General features: G+C 72.4%; 18 protein-coding genes and 3 tRNA genes. 9 read left to right on the top strand and 12 right to left on the bottom strand.

Features of this window, described 5'->3' with window-relative positions; genetic code table 11:
* Window positions 1-3 precede the first annotated feature (3 nt).
* The 3 genes from C1N80_RS10590 to C1N80_RS10580 are packed head-to-tail and all read right to left on the bottom strand — an operon-like array spanning window position 4 to window position 2,626.
* Window positions 4-864, bottom strand: a complete 861-nt coding sequence (locus C1N80_RS10590) for a Nif3-like dinuclear metal center hexameric protein (protein ID WP_137770730.1) — start codon at window positions 862-864, stop codon at window positions 4-6.
* Complete coding sequence (gene sufU / locus C1N80_RS10585) at window positions 864-1,322, bottom strand: Fe-S cluster assembly sulfur transfer protein SufU (protein ID WP_137770729.1); 459 nt, start codon at window positions 1,320-1,322, stop codon at window positions 864-866. Before sufU ends, C1N80_RS10590 begins: the two co-directional genes overlap by 1 nt.
* An 11-nt stretch (window positions 1,323-1,333) precedes the next feature.
* Window positions 1,334-2,626: an aminotransferase class V-fold PLP-dependent enzyme gene (locus tag C1N80_RS10580; protein WP_137770728.1), complete on the bottom strand. Its 1,293-nt coding sequence runs from the start codon at window positions 2,624-2,626 to the stop codon at window positions 1,334-1,336.
* Window positions 2,627-2,786: 160 nt separating this feature from the next.
* On the opposite strand from C1N80_RS10580, the gene C1N80_RS10575 reads away from it, so the two are divergent.
* Both C1N80_RS10575 and C1N80_RS10570 read left to right on the top strand, forming a co-directional pair.
* Window positions 2,787-3,005, top strand: coding sequence for a hypothetical protein (locus C1N80_RS10575; protein ID WP_137770727.1), 219 nt, complete (start codon window positions 2,787-2,789; stop codon window positions 3,003-3,005).
* A complete protein-coding gene (locus tag C1N80_RS10570) occupies window positions 2,972-3,787 on the top strand; it encodes a hypothetical protein (protein WP_137770726.1) in 816 nt (271 codons plus the stop codon). Before C1N80_RS10575 ends, C1N80_RS10570 begins: the two co-directional genes overlap by 34 nt.
* 5 nt (window positions 3,788-3,792) lie before the next feature.
* Here C1N80_RS10570 and C1N80_RS10565 read toward each other — a convergent pair.
* A tRNA-Val gene (locus C1N80_RS10565) sits at window positions 3,793-3,865 on the bottom strand.
* 51 nt (window positions 3,866-3,916) lie between these two features.
* Complete coding sequence (locus C1N80_RS10560) at window positions 3,917-4,285, bottom strand: DUF3052 domain-containing protein (protein WP_137771727.1); 369 nt, start codon at window positions 4,283-4,285, stop codon at window positions 3,917-3,919.
* A 384-nt stretch (window positions 4,286-4,669) separates the two neighbouring features.
* Between C1N80_RS10560 and aceE the strand changes: the two genes are divergently transcribed.
* From aceE to C1N80_RS10535, 5 genes are all read left to right on the top strand, one after another.
* Entirely contained in the window at window positions 4,670-7,414 is a 2,745-nt protein-coding gene (aceE, locus tag C1N80_RS10555) for a pyruvate dehydrogenase (acetyl-transferring), homodimeric type (protein WP_137770725.1), read from the top strand.
* A gap of 114 nt (window positions 7,415-7,528) precedes the next feature.
* Window positions 7,529-8,512, top strand: coding sequence for an ACP S-malonyltransferase (locus tag C1N80_RS10550; protein WP_137770724.1), 984 nt, complete (start codon window positions 7,529-7,531; stop codon window positions 8,510-8,512).
* A gap of 2 nt (window positions 8,513-8,514) precedes the next feature.
* The gene (locus tag C1N80_RS10545) at window positions 8,515-9,516 is read left to right on the top strand and encodes a beta-ketoacyl-ACP synthase III (protein ID WP_137770723.1); all 1,002 of its coding nucleotides are present in this window, start codon (window positions 8,515-8,517) and stop codon (window positions 9,514-9,516) included.
* Between the two features lie 131 nt (window positions 9,517-9,647).
* Window positions 9,648-9,896 carry an acyl carrier protein gene (locus C1N80_RS10540; protein WP_137770722.1) on the top strand — a complete coding sequence of 83 codons (249 nt, stop codon included), beginning with the start codon at window positions 9,648-9,650 and terminating at the stop codon, window positions 9,894-9,896.
* 82 nt (window positions 9,897-9,978) lie between these two features.
* Complete coding sequence (locus C1N80_RS10535; RefSeq protein WP_137770721.1) at window positions 9,979-11,220, top strand: beta-ketoacyl synthase; 1,242 nt, start codon at window positions 9,979-9,981, stop codon at window positions 11,218-11,220.
* Between the two features lie 139 nt (window positions 11,221-11,359).
* Here the strand turns inward: C1N80_RS10535 and C1N80_RS10530 are convergent, their stop codons facing one another.
* The 4 genes from C1N80_RS10530 to C1N80_RS10515 form a co-directional block, all read right to left on the bottom strand.
* The gene (locus C1N80_RS10530; protein WP_137770720.1) at window positions 11,360-11,851 is read right to left on the bottom strand and encodes a DUF3145 domain-containing protein; all 492 of its coding nucleotides are present in this window, start codon (window positions 11,849-11,851) and stop codon (window positions 11,360-11,362) included.
* Between the two features lie 99 nt (window positions 11,852-11,950).
* Window positions 11,951-12,445: a peptide deformylase gene (locus C1N80_RS10525; protein ID WP_137770719.1), complete on the bottom strand. Its 495-nt coding sequence runs from the start codon at window positions 12,443-12,445 to the stop codon at window positions 11,951-11,953.
* Window positions 12,442-12,921, bottom strand: coding sequence for an OsmC family protein (locus tag C1N80_RS10520; protein WP_137770718.1), 480 nt, complete (start codon window positions 12,919-12,921; stop codon window positions 12,442-12,444). Before C1N80_RS10520 ends, C1N80_RS10525 begins: the two co-directional genes overlap by 4 nt.
* A gap of 85 nt (window positions 12,922-13,006) precedes the next feature.
* Window positions 13,007-13,079, bottom strand: a tRNA-Asn gene (locus C1N80_RS10515).
* Window positions 13,080-13,343: 264 nt separating this feature from the next.
* Here C1N80_RS10515 and C1N80_RS10510 point away from each other — a divergent pair.
* Window positions 13,344-13,417: transfer RNA gene (locus C1N80_RS10510), tRNA-Ile, on the top strand.
* A 198-nt stretch (window positions 13,418-13,615) separates the two neighbouring features.
* On the opposite strand, the gene dnaG is transcribed toward C1N80_RS10510, so the two are convergent.
* The 3 genes from dnaG to dusB are packed head-to-tail and all read right to left on the bottom strand — an operon-like array spanning window position 13,616 to window position 18,221.
* On the bottom strand, window positions 13,616-15,583 hold the full coding sequence (dnaG, locus tag C1N80_RS10505) for a DNA primase (protein WP_137770717.1): 1,968 nt from the start codon (window positions 15,581-15,583) through the stop codon (window positions 13,616-13,618).
* A gap of 4 nt (window positions 15,584-15,587) precedes the next feature.
* Complete coding sequence (locus tag C1N80_RS10500; RefSeq protein WP_137770716.1) at window positions 15,588-16,937, bottom strand: deoxyguanosinetriphosphate triphosphohydrolase; 1,350 nt, start codon at window positions 16,935-16,937, stop codon at window positions 15,588-15,590.
* Between the two features lie 3 nt (window positions 16,938-16,940).
* The gene (dusB, locus tag C1N80_RS10495; RefSeq protein ID WP_137770715.1) at window positions 16,941-18,221 is read right to left on the bottom strand and encodes a tRNA dihydrouridine synthase DusB; all 1,281 of its coding nucleotides are present in this window, start codon (window positions 18,219-18,221) and stop codon (window positions 16,941-16,943) included.
* Window positions 18,222-18,444: 223 nt separating this feature from the next.
* Between dusB and C1N80_RS10490 the strand changes: the two genes are divergently transcribed.
* On the top strand, window positions 18,445-19,518 hold the full coding sequence (locus C1N80_RS10490; protein ID WP_137770714.1) for an LLM class flavin-dependent oxidoreductase: 1,074 nt from the start codon (window positions 18,445-18,447) through the stop codon (window positions 19,516-19,518).
* Window positions 19,519-19,550 lie beyond the last annotated feature (32 nt).

Below are 19,550 nucleotides of genomic sequence, written 5' to 3'. Positions count from 1 at the left end.
GGCTCAGCCCGCGCGCCCGGTCCAGGGATCGGTGGGGCGCGCGGAGACGGCCACCTCGAGACCGGGAAGGGCCGCGGTCAGCAGCTCCTGGGCGAGCGGGAGCCACAGGGCCTCGCTCGCGGCATGCGGCACGTCCACAAGCGCCGGCACCGCGAGCGGATCCGCCGCGGACTCCACGTGCTCGAGGGCCGGATGGTGGCGGAGGTCCGAGGTCACGTAGGCGTCCGCCCCCGCCGCGGCGGCGTCGGAGAGGAAGGAGTCCCCCGCGCCGGGGCAGACGGCGAGCGTGCGGACGACGCGGCCCGGATCGCCGGTGCGGAGGATCCCGCGGGCCGTCGCGGGGACGATCCCGGCGATCCGCTCGCTCAGCGCGGCGACGGTCATCGGTGCAGGGAGCGTGCCCACGGCGCCCAGGCCGAAGCGGGCGGAGCCGTGGGCGGCGCTCTCGCGGGCACCCGTGTCCCGTCCCTCGCCGCCACCCAGCGGTCGTGCGTCCTGCAGGTCGAGCGCCCGGATCCAGGCGCCGACGGTGCCGAGGGTGGAGCGGTCCACGTTGGTGTGCCCGCACCACAGGCCCACGCCGGCGCGCAGGAGGGCGGTGACGACCGCGCCCTTGCCGTCCTCGGCGGGCAGGAAGCTCGCGCCGCGCAGCAGCAGCGGGTGGTGGGTGACGAGCAGCTGGTGGCCGCCGTCGATCGCCTCGCGGGCCACGTGAAGGGTCGGGTCGACGGCGAGCAGCACGGAGCGCACCGGGGCCTGCCGCTCCCCCAGGACGAGGCCGGCGCGGTCCCAGTCCTCCGCCCAGGAGAGCGGGTAGGCCTCCTCGAGGACGCCGACGACGTCGTCGAGCACCGGGGCACCCATCAGGCGCCCAGCACGCGGGTCTCGACGAGCGCGGCCTGGAACGCCTTCCAGGACATGAGCACGCACTTCACCCGGTTGGGGAACTTCGCGGCGCCCACCAGCGCGATGCCGTCGCCGATGATCTCCTCGTCCCCGGCCTGCTTGCCGCGGGCGTGCATGACCTGGTCCATGTGGGCGGCGATCGGCTCGATCTCGGCGAGGGTGCGCCCGATGAGCAGGTCGCTCATGATCGAGGCGGAGGAGCGGCTCATCGCGCAGCCCGTCGCGTCGTAGGAGACGTCCTCGACGCGCACGGCGCCGTCCTCCCCGGTGGCGAGGTGCACGCGCAGGGTGATCTCGTCGCCGCAGGTGGGGTTCACATGGTGGACCTCGGCGTCGAAGGGCTCGCGCAGCCCCGCGTGGAGAGGGCGCTTGTCGTGCTCGAAGATGATGTCGGTGTACAGAGAGGTGAGATCCATGGGGTCTCCGATCACTCGAAGCGGGCGAAGAAGTCGATGACGGCGCCCATGCCCTCGACGAGCGCATCGACCTCCTCCGGGGTGGTGTACACGGAGAAGGTGGCGCGCGTGGTGCCGGGCACGCCGTAGCGGCGGTGCAGGGGCCACGCGCAGTGATGGCCCACCCGCACCTCGACGCCGCGGGAGTCGAGCACCTGGCCGACGTCGTGGGGGTGGCGCCCCTCGAGGACGAAGGACACGGCGCCCACCCGGTCCGGACCGGGGCCAGGGCCCAGGATCCGCACCCCGGGGAGGGCGGCGAGGCCCCGCACGGCGCGGTCGGTGAGCTCGCGCTCGTGGGCGGCGACCGCGTCCATGCCGAGCGAGGAGAGGTAGTCGCAGGCGGCGGCGAGGCCGACGGCCTGGGAGATCATCGGGGTGCCCGCCTCGAAACGGGCCGGCGGCTCGGCGTAGGTCGTGCGCTCCATGGTCACGGTCTCGATCATGGATCCGCCGGTGATGAAGGGCGGCAGCTGCTCGAGGATCTCGTGGCGTCCCCAGAGCGCGCCGATCCCCGTCGGCCCCAGCATCTTGTGCCCGGAGAACGCGGCGAGGTCCACGCCGAGGCCCGGCAGGTCCACGCTCATGTGAGGCACGGACTGGCACGCGTCGAGCACCACGAGCGCGCCCACGGCGTGGGCGGCCTCGGCGAGCTCGGCGACCGGGTTCACGGTGCCCAGCACGTTGGACTGGTGGGTCAGGGCGAGCACCTTGGTGCGCTCGGTCAGGAGGGAGCCCAGGTCGGAGAGGTCGAGGTGGAAGTCGTCGCCGAGCGGGATCCAGCGCAGCGTGGCGCCGGTGCGCCGCGCGAGCTCCTGCCAGGGCACGAGGTTCGCGTGGTGCTCCATCTGGGTCACGAGGATCTCGTCGCCCTCGCGCACCCGCAGCCGCTCCGGCGTCGAGGCGTCCCCGTTGCCCAGCGAGTAGGCGACGAGGTTCAGCGCCTCGGTCGCGTTCTTGGTGAACGCGATCTCCTCGGGTCGCGCGGCACCGACGAAGCCGGCGACGGTCTCCCGCGCGGTCTCGTAGGCGTCGGTCGCGGCCTCGGCGAGGCGATGGGCCCCGCGCTTGACGGCGGCGTTGTCGTGACGGAGGAAGGCGACCTCGGCGTCGATGACCTGCTGGGGGCGTTGGGCGGTCGCTCCGGAGTCCAGGTAGATCAGCGGGGTCGTCTCGTCGAGCCGGCGGCCGAGGATCGGGAAGTCCTCCCGGATCCGGGCCACGTCGAGCGGGGACGGGACGGTGGACGCCTGCGGCGCGGTCATGCGGTGCCTTCCCATAGGGGGCCTTGGGGGGTCTCCCAGTATAGGAACGGGAGGCGTCGGTGGCGGGGTCGAGGTCAGGCATGCCACCTCACCTCCGTTCACCGAGGGGTGGTGCCGGGTCGGAGGACACGATCACGGCGGGGATGCCAGACTGGGGTCCGTGGGCACCGTCATCCTCATCGTCTTCGCGATCGCCATCGTCACCACACTGGTGGTGATGATCCCTCGCACCGTACGCGCCCTGCGCGCCGATGCGGCGCGACCCCGATCGGAGCGCGAGCGTGAGCGCGACTCCCGCTCCGCCGTCATCTGGCTGCTCGTGGTCGTGATCGTCGTCGGAGCGCTGTGCCTGGCCTACCTGCTGACGCGCAGCGCCTGAGCGCGAGCGCCCTCACGGCGCGGCTGCGCGCCTCCGGCAGCGTCTTCGCCGAGGAGGAGGCGCAGCTGCTCTTCTCCCGGGCCCGCTCCGCCGAGGAGCTCGAGGAGCTCACCGCGCACCGGATCGCCGGGGCCATGCTCGAGCACGTGGTGGGCGAGGTGGAGTTCTGCGGGCTCCACCTTCCGCTTGGCCCCGGCTGCTTCGTGCCCCGGCGCCGCACGCGCCTGCTCGCCCGGCTCGCGGTCGCCGCCCTGCGCGGTCACCCCGCCTCGCCTCGCGGCCCACGGTTCGTCGAGGCCTGCTGCGGCATCGCCCCGATCGCCGCGGTCGTGCACCGCGCGCTGCCCTCGGTCTCCCTGGATGTGGCGGACGTGGACCCGGTCCCGCTCGACCACGCACGCCGCCACCTGCCGCCCACGGCGGGCGTGCACCGCGGGGACCTGCTCGATGCGCTCCCGGCGTCGCTGCGCGGCGCGGTCGACGTGATCGCGGCGGTCACCCCCTACGTCCCGACCACGGCGCTGCCGCTCCTCCCCCGCGAGGTGCGCGAGCACGAGAGCGAGCTCGCGGTGCACGGCGGGGAGGACGGGCTGGACCTCGCGCGGCGGCTCGTGACCGAGGCGCCGACCTGGCTCGCCCCGGGCGGGATGCTGCTGCTCGAGCTGCACCGCGAGCAGGCCGCCCTGCTCGCACGGGAGGCATCGGATCCGGCGCTCACGGCCCGGTTCCACGGCGCGCTCGACGGACGCACCGGAGTGCTCGCCCTGCGTCGAGGGTGCTGATCGGGTGGGTCGTGAGGGGTTCGAACCCCCGACATCCACGGTGTAAACGTGGCGCTCTACCGGCTGAGCTAACGACCCCGTCGGGGCGGGGCCCCGTGGGCGCCGCCCCGGGAGGGCGGCGCCGGTGGATCACTGACGGGAGGCGAGGCGGGTGCCGGTCCAGTCCGCAGCGAGGCTCACGGTGCTCATGACGCGCAGGCCCGCGGTGCCCGCGGCCTCCTGGACCTCGCCCGGGGTGACGTGGCCGTCACGGCCGGCCTTGGGCAGCAGCAGCCAGATCGGACCGCCCGCGGTGAGGGTGGTCAAGGTGTCGACGAGGGCATCGGTGAGGTCGCCGTCCTCCTCGCGCCACCACATGATGACGGCGTCGACGATCTCCTGGCAGTCCTCGTCCTCGAGCTCCTCGCCGATGGCGTCCTCGATCGCGTCCCGCAGATCGAGGTCGACGTCGTCGTCGTACCCGAACTCCTGCACGATCTGCCCCGTCGAGAGGGCCATCACCTCTACGGGCGAGCTGGTGGCATTGACGTCGGACGACGGTGACAAGAACGGACTCCTCACGGGACGGGGATGACGGACGGCGCACGAGCGGCGCCGGATGCGGAGCGGACGAACGGAGACGGAGGCCCCGAGGCACTGCTGCTCGCAGGTCGATGCTATCCCACGGCCCGTCGGCACGCACCGGCGGGGGCGGGATCCTCGGCCCACCCGCCCTCCTCCACCCGCGGCGCGTGTCGGGTCTCTCACGGTCCCAGGGGCCGACAGGAACCTCGGGAGCGGTGCGCACGACGGTAGGCTGACGGGCACCATGGCCGAAGGTCCGGGCGCACCGTCGCACCATCCGTCGGCTGGTCCGACGCCTCCCGTAGAGAGAAGGACAGTGTGAGTTCGTTCGAGACGCCTCGTCCCATCGGTATCAACCTGCCCAGCCATGCGCAGGATCCTGATCCCGAGGAGACGCGGGAGTGGCTGGACTCCTTCGACGGCCTCGTGGAGCAGCGCGGCGAGGACCGCGCCTCCGAGATCGTCCAGAACCTCATCCAGCATGCCCGCCACCAGGATCTCCACCTGCCCGATTCGCTGACGACGGACTACGTCAACACGATCCCGGCGGATCAGCAGCCCGAGTACCCCGGTGACCTCCGCCTCGAGCGCGAGATCCGCGACATCAACCGCTGGAACGCGGCGATGATCGTCCATCGCGCCCAGCGCCCCGGCGTCTCCGTCGGCGGCCACCTCTCGAGCTACGCCTCGATCGCGACGATGTACGAGGTGGGCTTCAACCACTTCTTCCGCGGCCGTGACCACGAGGGCGGCGGCGACCACGTCTTCTTCCAGGGCCACGCCTCCCCCGGCATCTACGCCCGCGCCTTCCTCCAGGGCCGCCTCACCCAGGAGCAGCTCGACGGGTTCCGCCAGGAGAAGTCCAGCCCCGTCGGCATGCCGTCCTACCCGCACCCGCGGGCGATGCAGGACTTCTGGGAGTTCCCGACGGTCTCGATGGGCATCGGCCCGGTCAACGCGATCGAGCAGGCCTCGTTCGACAAGTACCTCCACAACCGCGGGCTCAAGGACACCTCCCAGCAGCACACCTGGGCGTTCCTCGGCGACGGCGAGATGGACGAGGTCGAGTCCCGCGGCGCGCTGCACATCGCCGCCAAGGAGCACCTGGACAACCTCACCTTCGTCGTGAACTGCAACCTGCAGCGCCTCGACGGCCCGGTGCGCGGCAACGGCAAGATCATCCAGGAGCTCGAGGCGCAGTTCCGCGGTGCGGGCTGGAACGTCATCAAGGTGATCTGGGGCGCGGGCTGGGACCCGCTGCTCGAGGCCTCCGACGACGGCGCCCTCATCGACCTCATGAACTCCACCCCGGACGGCGACTTCCAGACCTACCGGGCGGAGAACGGCGGCTTCATCCGCGACAACTTCTTCGGGCGCGACCCGCGCACGAAGGCGCTCGTCGAGGACATGTCCGACGACGACATCTGGTGGAAGCTCAACCGCGGCGGCCACGACACCCGGAAGATCCACGCCGCCTTCCAGGCCGCGATGGACCACAAGGGCCAGCCCACGGTGATCCTCGCGCACACCATCAAGGGCTACCGCCTGGGCAAGAGCTTCGCGGGCCGCAACGCGACCCACCAGATGAAGAAGTTCACGCTCGAGGACCTCAAGGCCCTTCGCGACACCCTGAACATCCCCTTCACCGACGAGCAGCTCGAGTCCGGCAGCGTCTACGACGCCCCGCTCTACGTGCCCGAGCCCGACTCCGAGGTCATGCGCTACTTCGAGTCCCGTCGCGCCGAGCTCGGCGCGGTGCCCTCGCGCCGCACCGAGCACACCCCGCTGCCGATGCCCGAGGAGAAGGTCTGGGAGGTCGCCAAGCGCGGCTCCGGCAAGCAGGAGATCGCCACGACCATGGCGCTCGTGCGACTGCTCAAGGACCTGCTGCGCGACAAGCAGAGCGGCAAGCGCTGGGTGCCGATCATCCCCGACGAGGCGCGCACCTTCGGCATGGACTCGCTGTTCCCGACGGCGAAGATCTACAACCCCGACGGCCAGAACTACCTCTCGGTGGACCGCGACCTGCTCCTGGCCTACAAGGAGTCGGTGCAGGGCCAGATCAAGCACATGGGCATCAACGAGATCAGCTCGACCTCCGCGTTCACCGCGGCGGGCACCTCGTACTCCACCCATGACCTGCCGATGATCCCGCTCTACATCTTCTACTCGATGTTCGGGTTCCAGCGCACCGGCGACTTCTTCTGGGCCGCCGGGGACCAGATGGCGAAGGGCTTCGTCATCGGCGCGACCGCCGGCAAGACGACCCTTGCCGGCGAGGGCCTCCAGCACATGGACGGCCACTCCCCGATCCTCGCCTACACGAACCCGGGCGCGGTCATCTACGACCCGGCGTACGGCTACGAGATCGGGCACATCCTGCGCGACGGCCTGCAGCGCATGTACGGGGAGGACGAGACCCGCCTCCAGGAGGTCTTCTACTACCTCACCGTCTACAACGAGCCGATCGTGCAGCCGGCCGAGCCCGAGGGGCTCGACATCGAGGGCCTGCTCAAGGGCATGTACCTGCTCGAGGGCGCCGCGGAGGGCGAGGGCCCCGAGGTCCAGCTGCTCTCCTCCGGCGTCGGTGTGCCGTGGGCCCGCCACGCCCGCGAGATCCTCGCCGATGACTGGGGCGTGCGTGCGAGCGTGTGGTCCGTGACCTCGTGGACGGAGCTGCGCAAGGACGCCCTCGAGGCGGAGAAGCACAACCTGCTCCACCCCGAGGACCAGCGCACCCCGTGGATCTCCTCCCGCCTGCAGGGCGTGACCGGGCCGTTCGTCGCCTCGAGCGACTACGACTTCCTGGTCCCGGACCTCATCCGCGAGTGGGTCCCGGGCAGCTACGGCGTGCTCGGCGCCGACGGCTGGGGCTTCTCCGACACCCGCCCCGCCGCGCGCCGGTTCCTCAAGATCGACGCCCACTCGATGGTCGTCAAGGCGCTCCAGCTGCTGGCCCGCGAGGGCACGATCGATCCGTCCCTGGTGCGCCAGGCGATCGACAAGTACGACCTCACCGACGTGAACGCCGGCCAGTCCGGGTCGTTCGGCGGCGAGTCCTGATCCACGCACCGGGCCGTCCGTCCTCCGGGACGGGCGGCCCGGTGCCGTCTCCCCTCACCCCCGCGGGTCCCGCCGTCCGGTCGGCCCGCCCCGTCCACTCCCTTGGAGGTCCCCGTGCTCGCGATCGTCTGCCCCGGACAGGGGGCGCAGAAGCCCGGCTTCCTCGCCCCGTGGCTCGAGCTGCCCGGCGTCGAGGCGTCCCTCTCCGGGCTCTCCGAGGCCGCGGGCGTCGACCTTCTCCGCCACGGCACCGAGTCCGATGCGGATACCATCCGCGACACCGCGGTGGCCCAGCCGCTGCTGGTCGCCGCGGGTCTGACCGCCGCGGACTGCCTCACCGAAGGGGACGGCTTCGCGGCCGGCGCGCAGGCGGATCTGCTCGCCGGTCATAGCGTGGGCGAGGTGACCGCCGCGGCCCTCTCCGGTGTTCTCACGGCCGAGGACGCGATGCGACTGGTCGCCGTGCGCTCCCGGGCCATGGCGACCGCCGCCGCGGCCGAGCCGACCTCGATGGCCGCGGTCGTAGGCGGAGTGCGCGACGAGGTCATCGCAGCGATCCGCGAGCACGATCTGGCGCCGGCGAACCTGAACTCCGCCGCCCAGGTGGTCGCCGCGGGCACCGCCGCGCAGATCCAGGCCCTCGTGGAGAACCCTCCGGCTCGTGCCCGCGTCATCCCGCTGCAGGTCGCGGGGGCCTTCCACACCGCCTTCATGGCCGGGGCCCGGGAGGAGCTCGCCGCCTTCGCCCCCGGCCTGACGGTCTCGGACCCCCTGGCTCAGTGCCCGCTGGTGTCCAACGCGGGCGGCGAGATCGTGACCACGGGCTCCCGCTACCTCGAGCTGATCGTCGACCAGGTCTCCGCTCCGGTGGACTGGGAGTCCTGCATGGGGGTCTTCGCGCAGAGGCAGGTGACCGGGATCCTCGAGGTGGCCCCCGCGGGGACGCTCACCGGCCTCGCCAAGCGGGAGCTGAAGGGCGTCGCTCTGATGAACCTCAACACCCCCGACGATCTCGAGGCCGCACGGGTCTTCGTCGCCGAGCACGGACTGTTCTCCTCGGGCTCCGACGACCGCTCCAGTGCGCACCAGGAGGACTGACCATGGCACCCGCGCTGAAGACCCAGCCCGTCGTCGCCGGCTCCCGGGTGCTCGCCTACGGCGCCGCCCGCGGCGACCTGGTGGTCCCCAACGACGACCTCGTGGGCCCCATCGACTCCTCCGACGAGTGGATCCGCCAGCGCACCGGCATCATCACGCGGCGCCGCGCGAGCGCCGAGCTCGGGGTGAGGGACCTCGCCCTCACCGCGGGTCGCGAGGCGCTCGAGCGCTCCGGCATCGCGATCGACGAGCTCGACGCGATCATCGTCTCCACGATCTCCTTCCCGTACCCCACGCCCTCCCTCGCGACCTGGCTCGCGGGGCAGCTCGGGCGTCCCGACGTCATCGCCTACGACATCTCCGCCGCGTGCGCGGGCTTCGCCTACGGCATCGGCCAGGCGGACGCGCTGATCCGCTCGGGCAGCGCCCGGAACGTGCTGGTCATCGGCGCGGAGAAGCTCTCGGACTTCGTCTCCCCCACCGATCGCTCGATCTCGTTCCTGCTCGGCGACGGCGCGGGCGCGGCCGTGGTCGGCGCGAGCGACGAGCCGCTGATCGGCCCGACCGTGTGGGGCTCCGACGGCGACAACTGGAGCACGATCCGGATGACCGGGTCGATGATCGACTACCGCGACGGCACCGCCGAGTGGCCCACCCTCGAGCAGGACGGCCGCACCGTGTTCCGCTGGGCCGTGTGGCACACCGCGGAGAAGATCCGCGAGATGCTCGAGCTGTCCGGCCTGACCGTCGACGACATCGACGTGTTCGTGCCGCACCAGGCGAACATGCGCATCATCGACGAGCTCGCCAAGCAGCTGAAGCTGCCCGAGCGCGTCGTCATCGGGCGGGACATCGCGGAGACCGGGAACACCTCGGCCGCGTCGATCCCGCTCGCGACCCATCGTCTGCTCGAGGAGGGCGCCGCGAGCAGCGGTGACGTCCTCGTGCAGTTCGGCTTCGGCGCGGGCCTCGCCTACGCCGGCCAGGTGATCGTGCTCCCCTGAGCACCCGCCACCCGGTGCGGCATGTCGTGACCGTCACGCCGCGCCGGACCAGGACGGACCATCACCGCTCGGACTCCGTCCGTCGCGGGTAGTCTGTCCCCGCCAGAGAAACCGACCCACAAGGAGCACCCATGGCCAGCACCGAGAACGAGATCCTCGAGGGCCTCGCCGAGATCGTCAACGAGGAGACCGGTGTCGCCACGGAGGACGTCAAGCTCGACAAGTCCTTCACCGACGACCTCGACATCGACTCCATCTCGATGATGACCATCGTCGTCAACGCCGAGGAGAAGTTCGACGTCCGCATCCCCGACGAAGAGGTCAAGAACCTCGTCACCGTCGGCGACGCCGTCACCTACATCGCGGGCGCCCAGTCCTGACCCGCTCCTGGCGCCCGGGGCCCCAGGTCCCGGGCGTCGCTGCACCTCGCCCCTTCCCGTCCCCGTCGTTCCGGAGGTCCAGATGACCGCTCCTCGCCCCCGTGTCGCCGTCACCGGTCTCGGCACCGTCAACCCCCTCGGCGGCGATATCGCCACCACCTGGGAGAACGCGCTCAAGGGCACGTCGACGGCCCATACCCTCGACAACGACTGGAAGGAGCGCTACGGCCTCGCCGTGGACTTCGCGTGCGAGGTCACGATCGACCCGTTCGACGTGCTCGCCCGTCCCGAGGCGAAGAAGCTCGACCCCTCCGGCCAGTTCGCCCTCATCGCCGCGCGCGAGGCGTGGTCCGACGCCGGCACCCCCGAGGTCCCCGGTGAGCGCCTCGGCGTCGTCATCGGCACCGGCATCGGCGGCGTCTGGACGATCCTGAACCAGTGGGACGTGGTCCGTGAGCGCGGCGCCCGCCGCGTGAACCCCTTCACCGTCCCGATGCTCATGGCGAACTCCTCGAGCGCGCACATCGAGATCGAGCTCGGCGCGAAGGCCGGGGCGCACACGCCCGTCTCCGCGTGCGCCTCCGGCGCGGAGGCCGTCGCCCAGGGCTTCGACATGATCCGCTCCGGCCGCGCCGACGTGGTCGTCGTGGGCGGCACCGAGTCCTGCGTGCACCCGCTGCCGCTCGCCGGCTTCGCGAACATCCGCGCGCTGTCGACCCGCACGGGCGACCCCGAGCACGCCTCCCGCCCCTACGACACCGATCGCGACGGCTTCGTCCTCGGTGAGGGCGCCGCCGTGCTCGTGCTCGAGTCCGAGGAGCACGCCGCCGCCCGCGGGGCGAGCGTCTACGCCTACGTGGCCGGCCGCGGCATGGCCTCGGACGCGCACCACATCTCCGCCCCCTCCACGGAGGGCCAGGCCCGCGCGGTGCGCGAGGCGCTCGAGGACGCCGGTCTGGAGGCGGCGGACGTCAAGCACGTCAACGCCCACGGCACCTCGACCCCGCTCGGCGACATCGGCGAGCTGAACGCCGTCTCGCAGGCCCTCGGCGGCGTCACCGACCAGCTCGTCGTCACCTCGACGAAGTCGATGACCGGTCACCTGCTGGGCGGCGCGGGCGCGCTCGAGTCGGTCTTCTCCGTGCTCGCGGCGCACCACCGCATCGCCCCGCCGACGATCAACATCGAGAACCTCGACCCCGAGACCCCGATGCGGATCGCGCAGAATGCGCCGGCGGAGCTCCCCTCGGGTGATCTCGCGGTCCTGAACAACGCCTTCGGGTTCGGCGGTCACGACGTGGCCGTCATGTTCACCAGCGCCTGACACGACCCGTCACGCGCGGAGCGCCCCGTCCCGGGTCCACCGGGGCGGGGCGCTCCGCGCGTGAGAGGCATGAGCCCGTCCGACGGTCGGAAGGACGTGGCGAGGCCCAGAGTGAGGCGAGCGGTGACCGGTGGGCGGTTCAGCCCACGCGGTGGAGCCAGCGCATCGGTGCGCCCTCGGCGCCGTGCCGGTAGATCTCGAGCTCCTCGTCCCAGGGCTCGCCGAGCGCGATGCCGAGCTCGCGGTGCAGGGCCGTGGGATCCGCGCCCGCCCGTTCCATCGCTCCGCGCACCTGGTCCTCACCGAGGACCGTGTTGCCGGCGCGATCGGTCATGGCGTAGTGGATGCCGAGGTCGGGGGTGCAGCTCCAGCGGGAGCCGTCCTGCTGGGTGGTGGCCTCCTGGGTCACCTCGAAGCGCACCTCGTGCATGCCGCGCAGGGCGCTCACGAGGCGGGCGCCGGTGTCCTCCCGGCCGCGCCAGGTCATCTCGCCGCGGAGCATCCCGCGGTGGGCCGGCTGCTCCTCCCAGCGGATGCGGCACGGCATGCCGAGAACTCCGCTCGCGGCCCACTCGATGTGAGGGGTGAGGGCGCGCGGGGCGGAGTGGATGTGGACAACACCCTGGGTCATCGCGTTCCTTCCGGTCTCCGAGACGTCTTCCCCACGAATCGGCGGACAGGATGCAGGCTGCGATGGACTGCAGGTGGCGGGCCGGGGCCCGGGGACAGACTAAAGGGTCTCGCGGATGGCGCGCAACGCCTGCTTGCGCACGGAGCGCTCGAGGCCGTCGATGTACAGCGCCCCGTCGAGGTGGCCCACCTCGTGCTGGATGAGGCGCGCGATGATCCCCTCCCCCTCGAGCTCGATCTCCTGCCCCTCGACGTCCATGCCGACGCAGCGCGCGTAGGCGGAGCGGGTGCGCGGGAACCAGAGGTTCGGGACGGAGAGGCAGCCCTCGTCCCCATCCTGCAGCTCGTCCGAGAGCTCGACGATGACGGGGTTGAGGATGCAGCCCAGCGGCTGGTCGAGGTCCGGGAGGTTCCAGGAGAAGGCGCGCACGGAGACGCCGATCTGGTTCGCGGCGACCCCCGCGCGGCCCTCGTCGTCGACGGTGTCCACGAGGTCCGTCACGAGGCGGCGCGTGGAGTCCGTGATCTCGCGGACGGGATCGCAGGGGGTGCGCAGCACGGGATCGCCGACGATCCGGATGGGGCGGATGGTCATCGGGCGTCCTCCTCCGTGACGGTCTCGCCCTCGGCGCCGAGGATCCGGTGCGTGACCTCGACCCCCGGGACGATGCTGCGCTCGACGGTGCAGGCGGCGGCGACCGCACGGCCGAACACCTTCACGACCGCGGCGATCTCCTTCTCGTCCAGGCCCTCGAGCGGCAGCTGGATCTCCTCGCCGATGCGGAGGTAGCGGTCCTGCTCGGCGTCGGACTCGTCGTGCGCCCACAGTCGCATCGGGAAGTCCTCGCCGAGGCGGCGCGCGAGGGTGCGGTCCGAGCTCATGCCCGCGCAGCCGAGCAGCGCGATCTTCAGCAGCTCGCCGGGGTTGACCTGCCCCTCACCGGAGCCGATGGGGATCTCGACGCCGCGCTGGTTGCGGCCCACAAGGGACCGCTCGCCCACGCGGTCCACCCAGACGCTCGCCTCGGTGACGCCCTCGGGGAGGGGGAAGCTGTCGTGCGGCAGGACCATGGGATCTCCCGGGTGACGGAGGGGCGGGGGCAGGGGAACGAGAACAGCCCCGGCGCTGGGCCGGGGCTGTTCTCGGTGATGCTCGCTCCCGCGACTGGACTTGAACCAGTAACCGTTCGATTAACAGTCGAATGCTCTGCCGATTGAGCTACGCGGGATCGACCTGGACAACTCTAGCAAGCCTCCGGCCCCCTCGCATCCCGAATCGGCCTCCGACCGGTGACTATGCCCTAGATCACGGCTCCACCGGGCGCAGAGGACGCCCATCGTGCGCTTCGGGGCGGAGAGGATCGACGGAGGCCCGCGCGAGCAGCTCGGGCTCGACCCCCCGGGACGAGAAGGCGCCCGAGCGGCGGGCCGCCCGGTGCGACGAGGGCCTGCAGGCCGGTGATAGATTCAGCGCGGCCCTCCTGCAGGGCCGCGGCCCAGTAGCTCAGCCGGTCAGAGCAGCGGACTCATAATCCGTCGGTCGAGGGTTCAAGCCCCTCCTGGGCTACTCCGCTCCGGCGCACCCCGAGCTCGTCGTCCGGCCCGTGCCGAGGAGAGCGAGGAGGGTCTCCTCACCTACGCTCGACCTGGTCGACGCGCGGAGACGGTCCGGGCCTGCCGCCTTCGGCCCCCGCACCCCCTCGAGGGTGCCGGCGAGGCGGAGGCCGCGCCCGGGCATCGGGGGCCGGAGGGGCCGAGGGCGACGTCAGTCGCCCGCGCCCCGCAGCGAGCGACGACGCTCCTGCACCTGGGCGAGACGGCCGAGGATCTCCTGATAGCGCTCGCCGTCCGAGGGATCCGTCCGCTGCAGGCGCTGCTTGAGCACCGAGTACTCACGCGTGATCGACAGCTCCGTGAGCCGGTCCATGAGCGAGTCGCCGAGCTTCTCGAGGGCCGGCTCGGTGCGCGCGGGCAGCTCGAGGTTCGCGATCTCCACGATGAGCGGGCGCACCGTCTCCCCCGCGATCTCGAGGACCTGCTCGAGGTAGCGGGCAGAGTGCAGGGCACCGGTGACCGCGTCGAGCAGGGTGCCGGCGGCGAGCATGACGTCCCACACGCCCTGCAGGGAGAGGACGTGGAAGGCGTCGTCCGGGAGGGCGGCGACCTTCGCCTCGTCGAGCAGCTGCGGGGCCTGGAGCATGACGGCGAGGGACTGCACCTCGACCTGACCGACCGGGTCGCGGCGGCTGACGACGTCCGCGAGGCGCGGCACCGGCAGTGCGGGGGCCTCGTCCCCCTCGGGAGGGCGGGTCCCCGAGGGCGGCTCGACCGTCTCGGCGTGGCGGCCACCGCTGCGCCCCTCGGAGCGGGCGGCGTCGTGCACGGCGCGCAGCACCGTCCGCTCGTCCATGCCGAGCCAGCCGGCGAGCCGCCGTGCGTACTCGGGGCGCATCGCCCGGTCCCGGATCCCGGCGACGACCGGCGCCGCCATGCGCAGCGCCGTCACCTGTCCCTCGACGGTGTCGAGGTCCACCTGCGCGATCGTGCTTCGGATCGCGAACTCGAACAGCGGCCGACGGGACTCCACGAGGTCCACGACGGCCTGGTCGCCCTGGGCGATGCGCAGCTCGCAGGGGTCCATGCCGCTCGGCTCGACGGCCACGTAGGTCTGGGCGACGAAGCGCTGGTCCTCCTCGAAGGCACGCAGCGCGGCCTTCTGCCCGGCGGCGTCGCCGTCGAAGGTGAAGACGACCTCGCCGGCGAGGCCGCGGCCGTCGGTGTTCAGCCGCAGGCCGGCCGAGGGGTTCGAGTCGCCCATGACGCGGCGCACGATCTTCACGTGGTCCGCGCCGAAGGCGGTGCCGCACGAGGCGACGGCGGTGGTGACGCCCGCGAGGTGCGCGGCCATGACGTCGGTGTAGCCCTCGACGACGACGACCCGGTGCTGGGTCGCGATCTCCTTGCGGGCGAGATCCAGCCCGTAGAGCACGCTGGACTTGTGGTAGATCGCCGTCTCCGGCGTGTTCAGGTACTTGGGGCCCTTGTCCTGCTCGAGCAGGCGACGGGCGCCGAAGCCGATCGTGTTGCCGGTGATGTCGCGGATCGGCCAGACGAGCCTCCCGCGGAAGCGGTCGTAGACCCCGCGCTGGCCCGCGGAGACGAGGCCGCTCGCGGTGAGCTCCGCCTCGGTGAAGCCGCGGCCCCGGAGCACGTTGGTGATCGAGTCCCAGCCCTCGGGGGCGAAGCCGACGCCGAAGCGCTCGGCCGCCTCGCGGTCGAAGCCGCGCTCGGTCAGGAAGCGCCGGCCGATCTCCGCGGCCTCGGTGCCGAGCTGCTCGCGGTAGTACTCCTCCGCGATCGCGTGCGCGTCCAAGAGACGGCGGCGGGTGCCGAAATCGGGACGGTCGCCGCCGCCCTTGCCGCTCTCCTCGTACTGGATCTGCACGCCGTACTTCGCGGCGAGCATCTCGACGGCCTCGACGAAGCTCAGGTGGTCGATCTTCTGGACGAAGGCGATGACGTCCCCGCCCTCGCCGCAGCCGAAGCAGTGCCAGTGGCCCAGCTGGGGCCGGATGTGGAAGCTCGGGGTCTTCTCGTCGTGGAAGGGGCACAGGCCCTTCATCGAGCCGATGCCGGCGCCGCGCAGGGTGACGTGCTCCCCCACCACCTCGTCGAGCCGTGCGCGCTCCCGCACGAGCTCCACGTCGGAGCGTCGGATCAGTCCCTGGGCCACGGGCTCAGAGCTCCGCGCCGAGGCCGGGCAGCGGGGTGTCCGCCGCGGTGACGTGCGTGGCGCCGCGGTCGAAGAGCCGCTCGTGGAGGCGCCCGGCGGTGACGTCGGTGTAGGAGGCGATCTGGTCCACGATCACGCGGCGGCGGGCGTCGTCGTCCTCCGCGGCCTCCCACAGCTCGGCGAAGAGCGGGCTGAGGTGCGTGGTGCCGGTGTTCCACAGCTGCGCGTAGAGGTCGCGGATGATCTCCTCCTGCCGCTCGTAGACGGGCTGCTGCGAGGCGGAGGACATGACGTACGCGGCCGCGAGGCCCTTGAGCACGGCGATCTCGAGGCGGGACTCCTCGGGCAGCTCCGCCTGGCCGCGGTAACGGGCGAGCGGGGCGTCGCCGTGCCGCTCCCGGGTGGTCGTCACGACGGCCCGGGTGAAACGGCCGATGAGCTGGCTGGCCATGTCCTTGAGCGCGGCGGCGGAGCGCATGTCGCCGGTGAAGTCGAGCACCCACCACGGCTCCGCCTCGAGCCGGCCGAGCGCCTCGTCGAGCGCGGCGATCGACTCGCCGGGCACGTACCAGTCCTGGACGACGTACAGCGCCGCCGCCCGCTCCATGGGGTCGCGCAGGCGTCGCAGGTCCAGGGTTCCGCCCGTCACCGCGTCCTCGACGTCGTGGACGGAGTAGGCGATGTCGTCGGCGAGGTCCATGACCTGCGCCTCGAAGCACTTGCGCCCCGGGATCGCGCCCTCGCGCGCCCAGGTGTAGACGTCGAGGTCGTCCGCGTAGGCGCCGAACTTCGGGGAGGCCGGGTCCGGTCCCTCGGCGCGGGCCCAGGGGTACTTGATCGCGGCGTCCACCCCGGCGCGGGTGAGGTTCAGGCCGTAGGGACGGTCCTCGCCGATGACCTTGGGCTCGAGCCGGGTGAGCAGGCGGAGGGTCTGCGCGTTGCCCTCGAAGCCGCCGAAGTCCTCGGCGATCGCGTCGAGGACCTTCTCCCCGTTGTGACCGAAGGGCGGGTGGCCGAGATCGTGGGAGAGGCAGGCGGCGTCGACGACGTCGGGGTCGCAGCCGAGCTCGGCGCCGATGTCGCGGCCCACCTGGGCCACCTCGAGCGAGTGGGTGAGGCGGGTGCGGACGAAGTCGTCGGAGCCGGCGCCGAGGACCTGCGTCTTCGCGCCGAGGCGGCGCAGCGCGGAGGAGTGCAGGACCCGCGCCCGGTCGCGCTGGAAGGGCGTGCGGGCCTCGGACTTGGGCTCCTCGGGGGCCCAGCGCTCGAGGTCGGGCTCCGTGTAGCCGACGGGGACCCGGGACGCGCGCGCGGGGGCCGCGGCGGAGGTCGAGGAGGCGGCGGTGGTGCTCATCGCTCAGCCCCCCGAGACGTCGAGCTCGGCCTCGTGGAGGCTCTCCCGGTGGTCGGCGCTGAGGGAGCGGCTGTCCATCCAGCCCTGGGGCACGACGGCGTTGCGGGCGTGCCCGCTGCGCCCCCGTGGGCCCTCGACGGCCTCGCCGGGGTACGGCGCGTCCAGGTCGAGGTCGGCGAGCTTCTCGTCGAGGTCCGCGAGGGACTCCATGGTGGTCAGGCGGCGGCGCATGTCCCCGCCGACGGGGTAGCCCTTGAAGTACCAGGCGACGTGCTTGCGCAGGTCGCGGACGCCGCGGCCCTCGTCCTCGTAGAACTCGGCGAGCAGCTCCGCGTGGCGGCGCACGATCGCCGCGACGTCGCCGAGACCCGGGCGCACGCGCTCGTCGCTGCCGGAGAACCCGGCGGCGAGATCGGCGAAGAGCCACGGCCGGCCCTGGCAGCCGCGGCCGACGACGACGCCGTCGGCTCCGGTCTCGTCCATCATCCGCAGGGCGTCCTCGGCGGACCACACGTCGCCGTTGCCGAGCACGGGGATCTCGGTGACGGTCTGCTTGAGGTCGGCGATCGAGGTCCAGTCGGCGGTGCCGGAGTACTGCTCCTTGACGGTGCGGCCGTGCAGGGTGATCGCGGCCGCGCCGACCTCCTGGGCGATGAGGCCCGCGTCGCGGTACGTGAGGTGGGCGTCGTCCACGCCCTTGCGGGTCTTGAGGGTGATGGGGACGCCCCCGGCGGCATCGACCGCGGCGCGGAGGATGCGGGTGAACAGCTCGTCCTTCCAGGGCAGCACACCGCCGCCTCCGCGACGGGTCACCTTGGGCACGGGGCAGCCGAAGTTGAGGTCGATGTGATCCGCAGCGTCCCGCTCGAGGATCATCTCGATGCTGCGGGCGACGACGGTCGGGTCGACCCCGTAGAGCTGCACGGAGCGCGGGCGCTCGCGATCGGCCATCCGCAGCAGGCGCCAGGACTCGGTGTGGTCCTCGATGAGGGCGCGCGTGGTGACCATCTCGGTGGGGAACAGGCCGCCGTCGTCGACGCTGTGCCGGGCACCGAACTCGCGGCAGAGCACGCGGAAGGCCATGTTCGTGACGCCGGCCATCGGCGCGAGCATGACGGGGGTGTCGACGGTGAGCGGGCCGATCGTCAGCGGCCGTCGCTCGCGGGAGCCCTGCGCCGGGGCGGGCACGGATCCGGCGGGGGCTGCCGACCTCGCGTCAGCGCTCGCGGCGGTGCCGGGCGCGGAGCCGTCCGGTGAGGTGGGGGCGTCGTGGAGAAGGGTCATCGTCTGCTGATTGTCCCACCCGGGCCCGTCGCGCGGGAGGCGCCGCAGGGGTGATGTGCATCCGGCTGTCCTGGGGAGGGCCGGCCGTTCTCGGCGACACGAGGGCCGATGACGCCCGAGGACACCCGATGACCCGGGGGTGCGGCCCCGGCGGCGGGGACCTAGGCTGTTCTTGACCCTTCAATCACCCTGGTCGGCATGCGCCCGGCCATGAGGAGCAGCCATGACCTCCCCCGCCGACTCCCCCGCCCCCGCGGCAGGACCCCTCGCCCATCTCGGCATGGGGTTCCTGGCCTTCGTCGACCACACCGGCATCGACGCCGCCGGCGGCCGCTCCCACGGGCTCGACGACGGCCTGGACCTCTTCGCGCGGGCGGAGAGCATGGGCCTGGACAACGGCTACGTGCGGCACCGCCACCTGCAGGACTACCTCTCCTCCCCGCTGCCCTTCCTCGCCGTCGCCGGCCAGCGCACCTCGACCCTGACCCTCGGCACCGCGCTCATCCCGCTGCGCTTCGAGAACGCGGGACGGCTCGCCGAGGACCTCGCGACGACGGACCTCCTGGTGGGCGGCCGCCTGCGGATCGGCGTCGGCTCCGGCTACGCGAAGCAGGACCACGTCAACGAGCGTGCCTTCGGCCCCGTGCCCGAGGGGGTCCGCCCGCGCGTGGACGCCGTGCTCCACGACCTCCTGGACTTCGTGGGCGGCGAGCAGGTCTCCACCGCGGACGAATACTTCGAGACCGAGGCGGAGGGCACGCCGCTGCGGATCCGCCCGCAGGTGGCCTCGCTGCGCTCCCGGATCGCCTACGGTGCGGGATCGGTGGCGAGCGCCGAGCGCGCCGGGAAGCTCGGCATCGGCCTGCAGGTCTCCACGCTCCAGCCCGGAGAGGCGGGCCGCTCCTTCGAGGAGCTCCAGCTCGCGGTCATCGAGGCGTACCGCGCCGCGAGCCGCGCAGCCGGTCACGGCGAGGGGCACGTCTCCGCGAGCCGGCAGATGCTCCCGGTCGCCGACCCCGCGGACCTCGAGGCCTTCGCGGACCTCATCGAGCGCGACCGCTCCCGCCAGCAGGCGATGCGCGAGGGCGGCGCGGGGATCGGCGGCATGGCCGTCGCCTTCGGTCGCGTGGTGGCCGACTCGCCCGAGGCCGTCGCGGCCTTCCTCGCCGAGGACCCGGCGCTCGCCGCCGCGGACGAGCTCGTCCTCGCCCTTCCCTTCGGCCATCCCTACCCCGTCGTGCGGAAGATCCTCACCACCTGGGCCGAGCAGGTCGTCCCGCTGCTGCGCGGGGCCTGACGCGACCGGCCACCACGGCCGGGAGCGGACCG

The sequence above is a fragment of the Brachybacterium sp. SGAir0954 genome, from assembly GCF_005490785.1.
GTDB classification, from domain to species: Bacteria; Actinomycetota; Actinomycetes; order Actinomycetales; family Dermabacteraceae; genus Brachybacterium; species Brachybacterium rhamnosum.
Note: the sequence above shows the minus strand (reverse complement) of the source record. Positions and strands in the feature narration are given on the sequence as shown.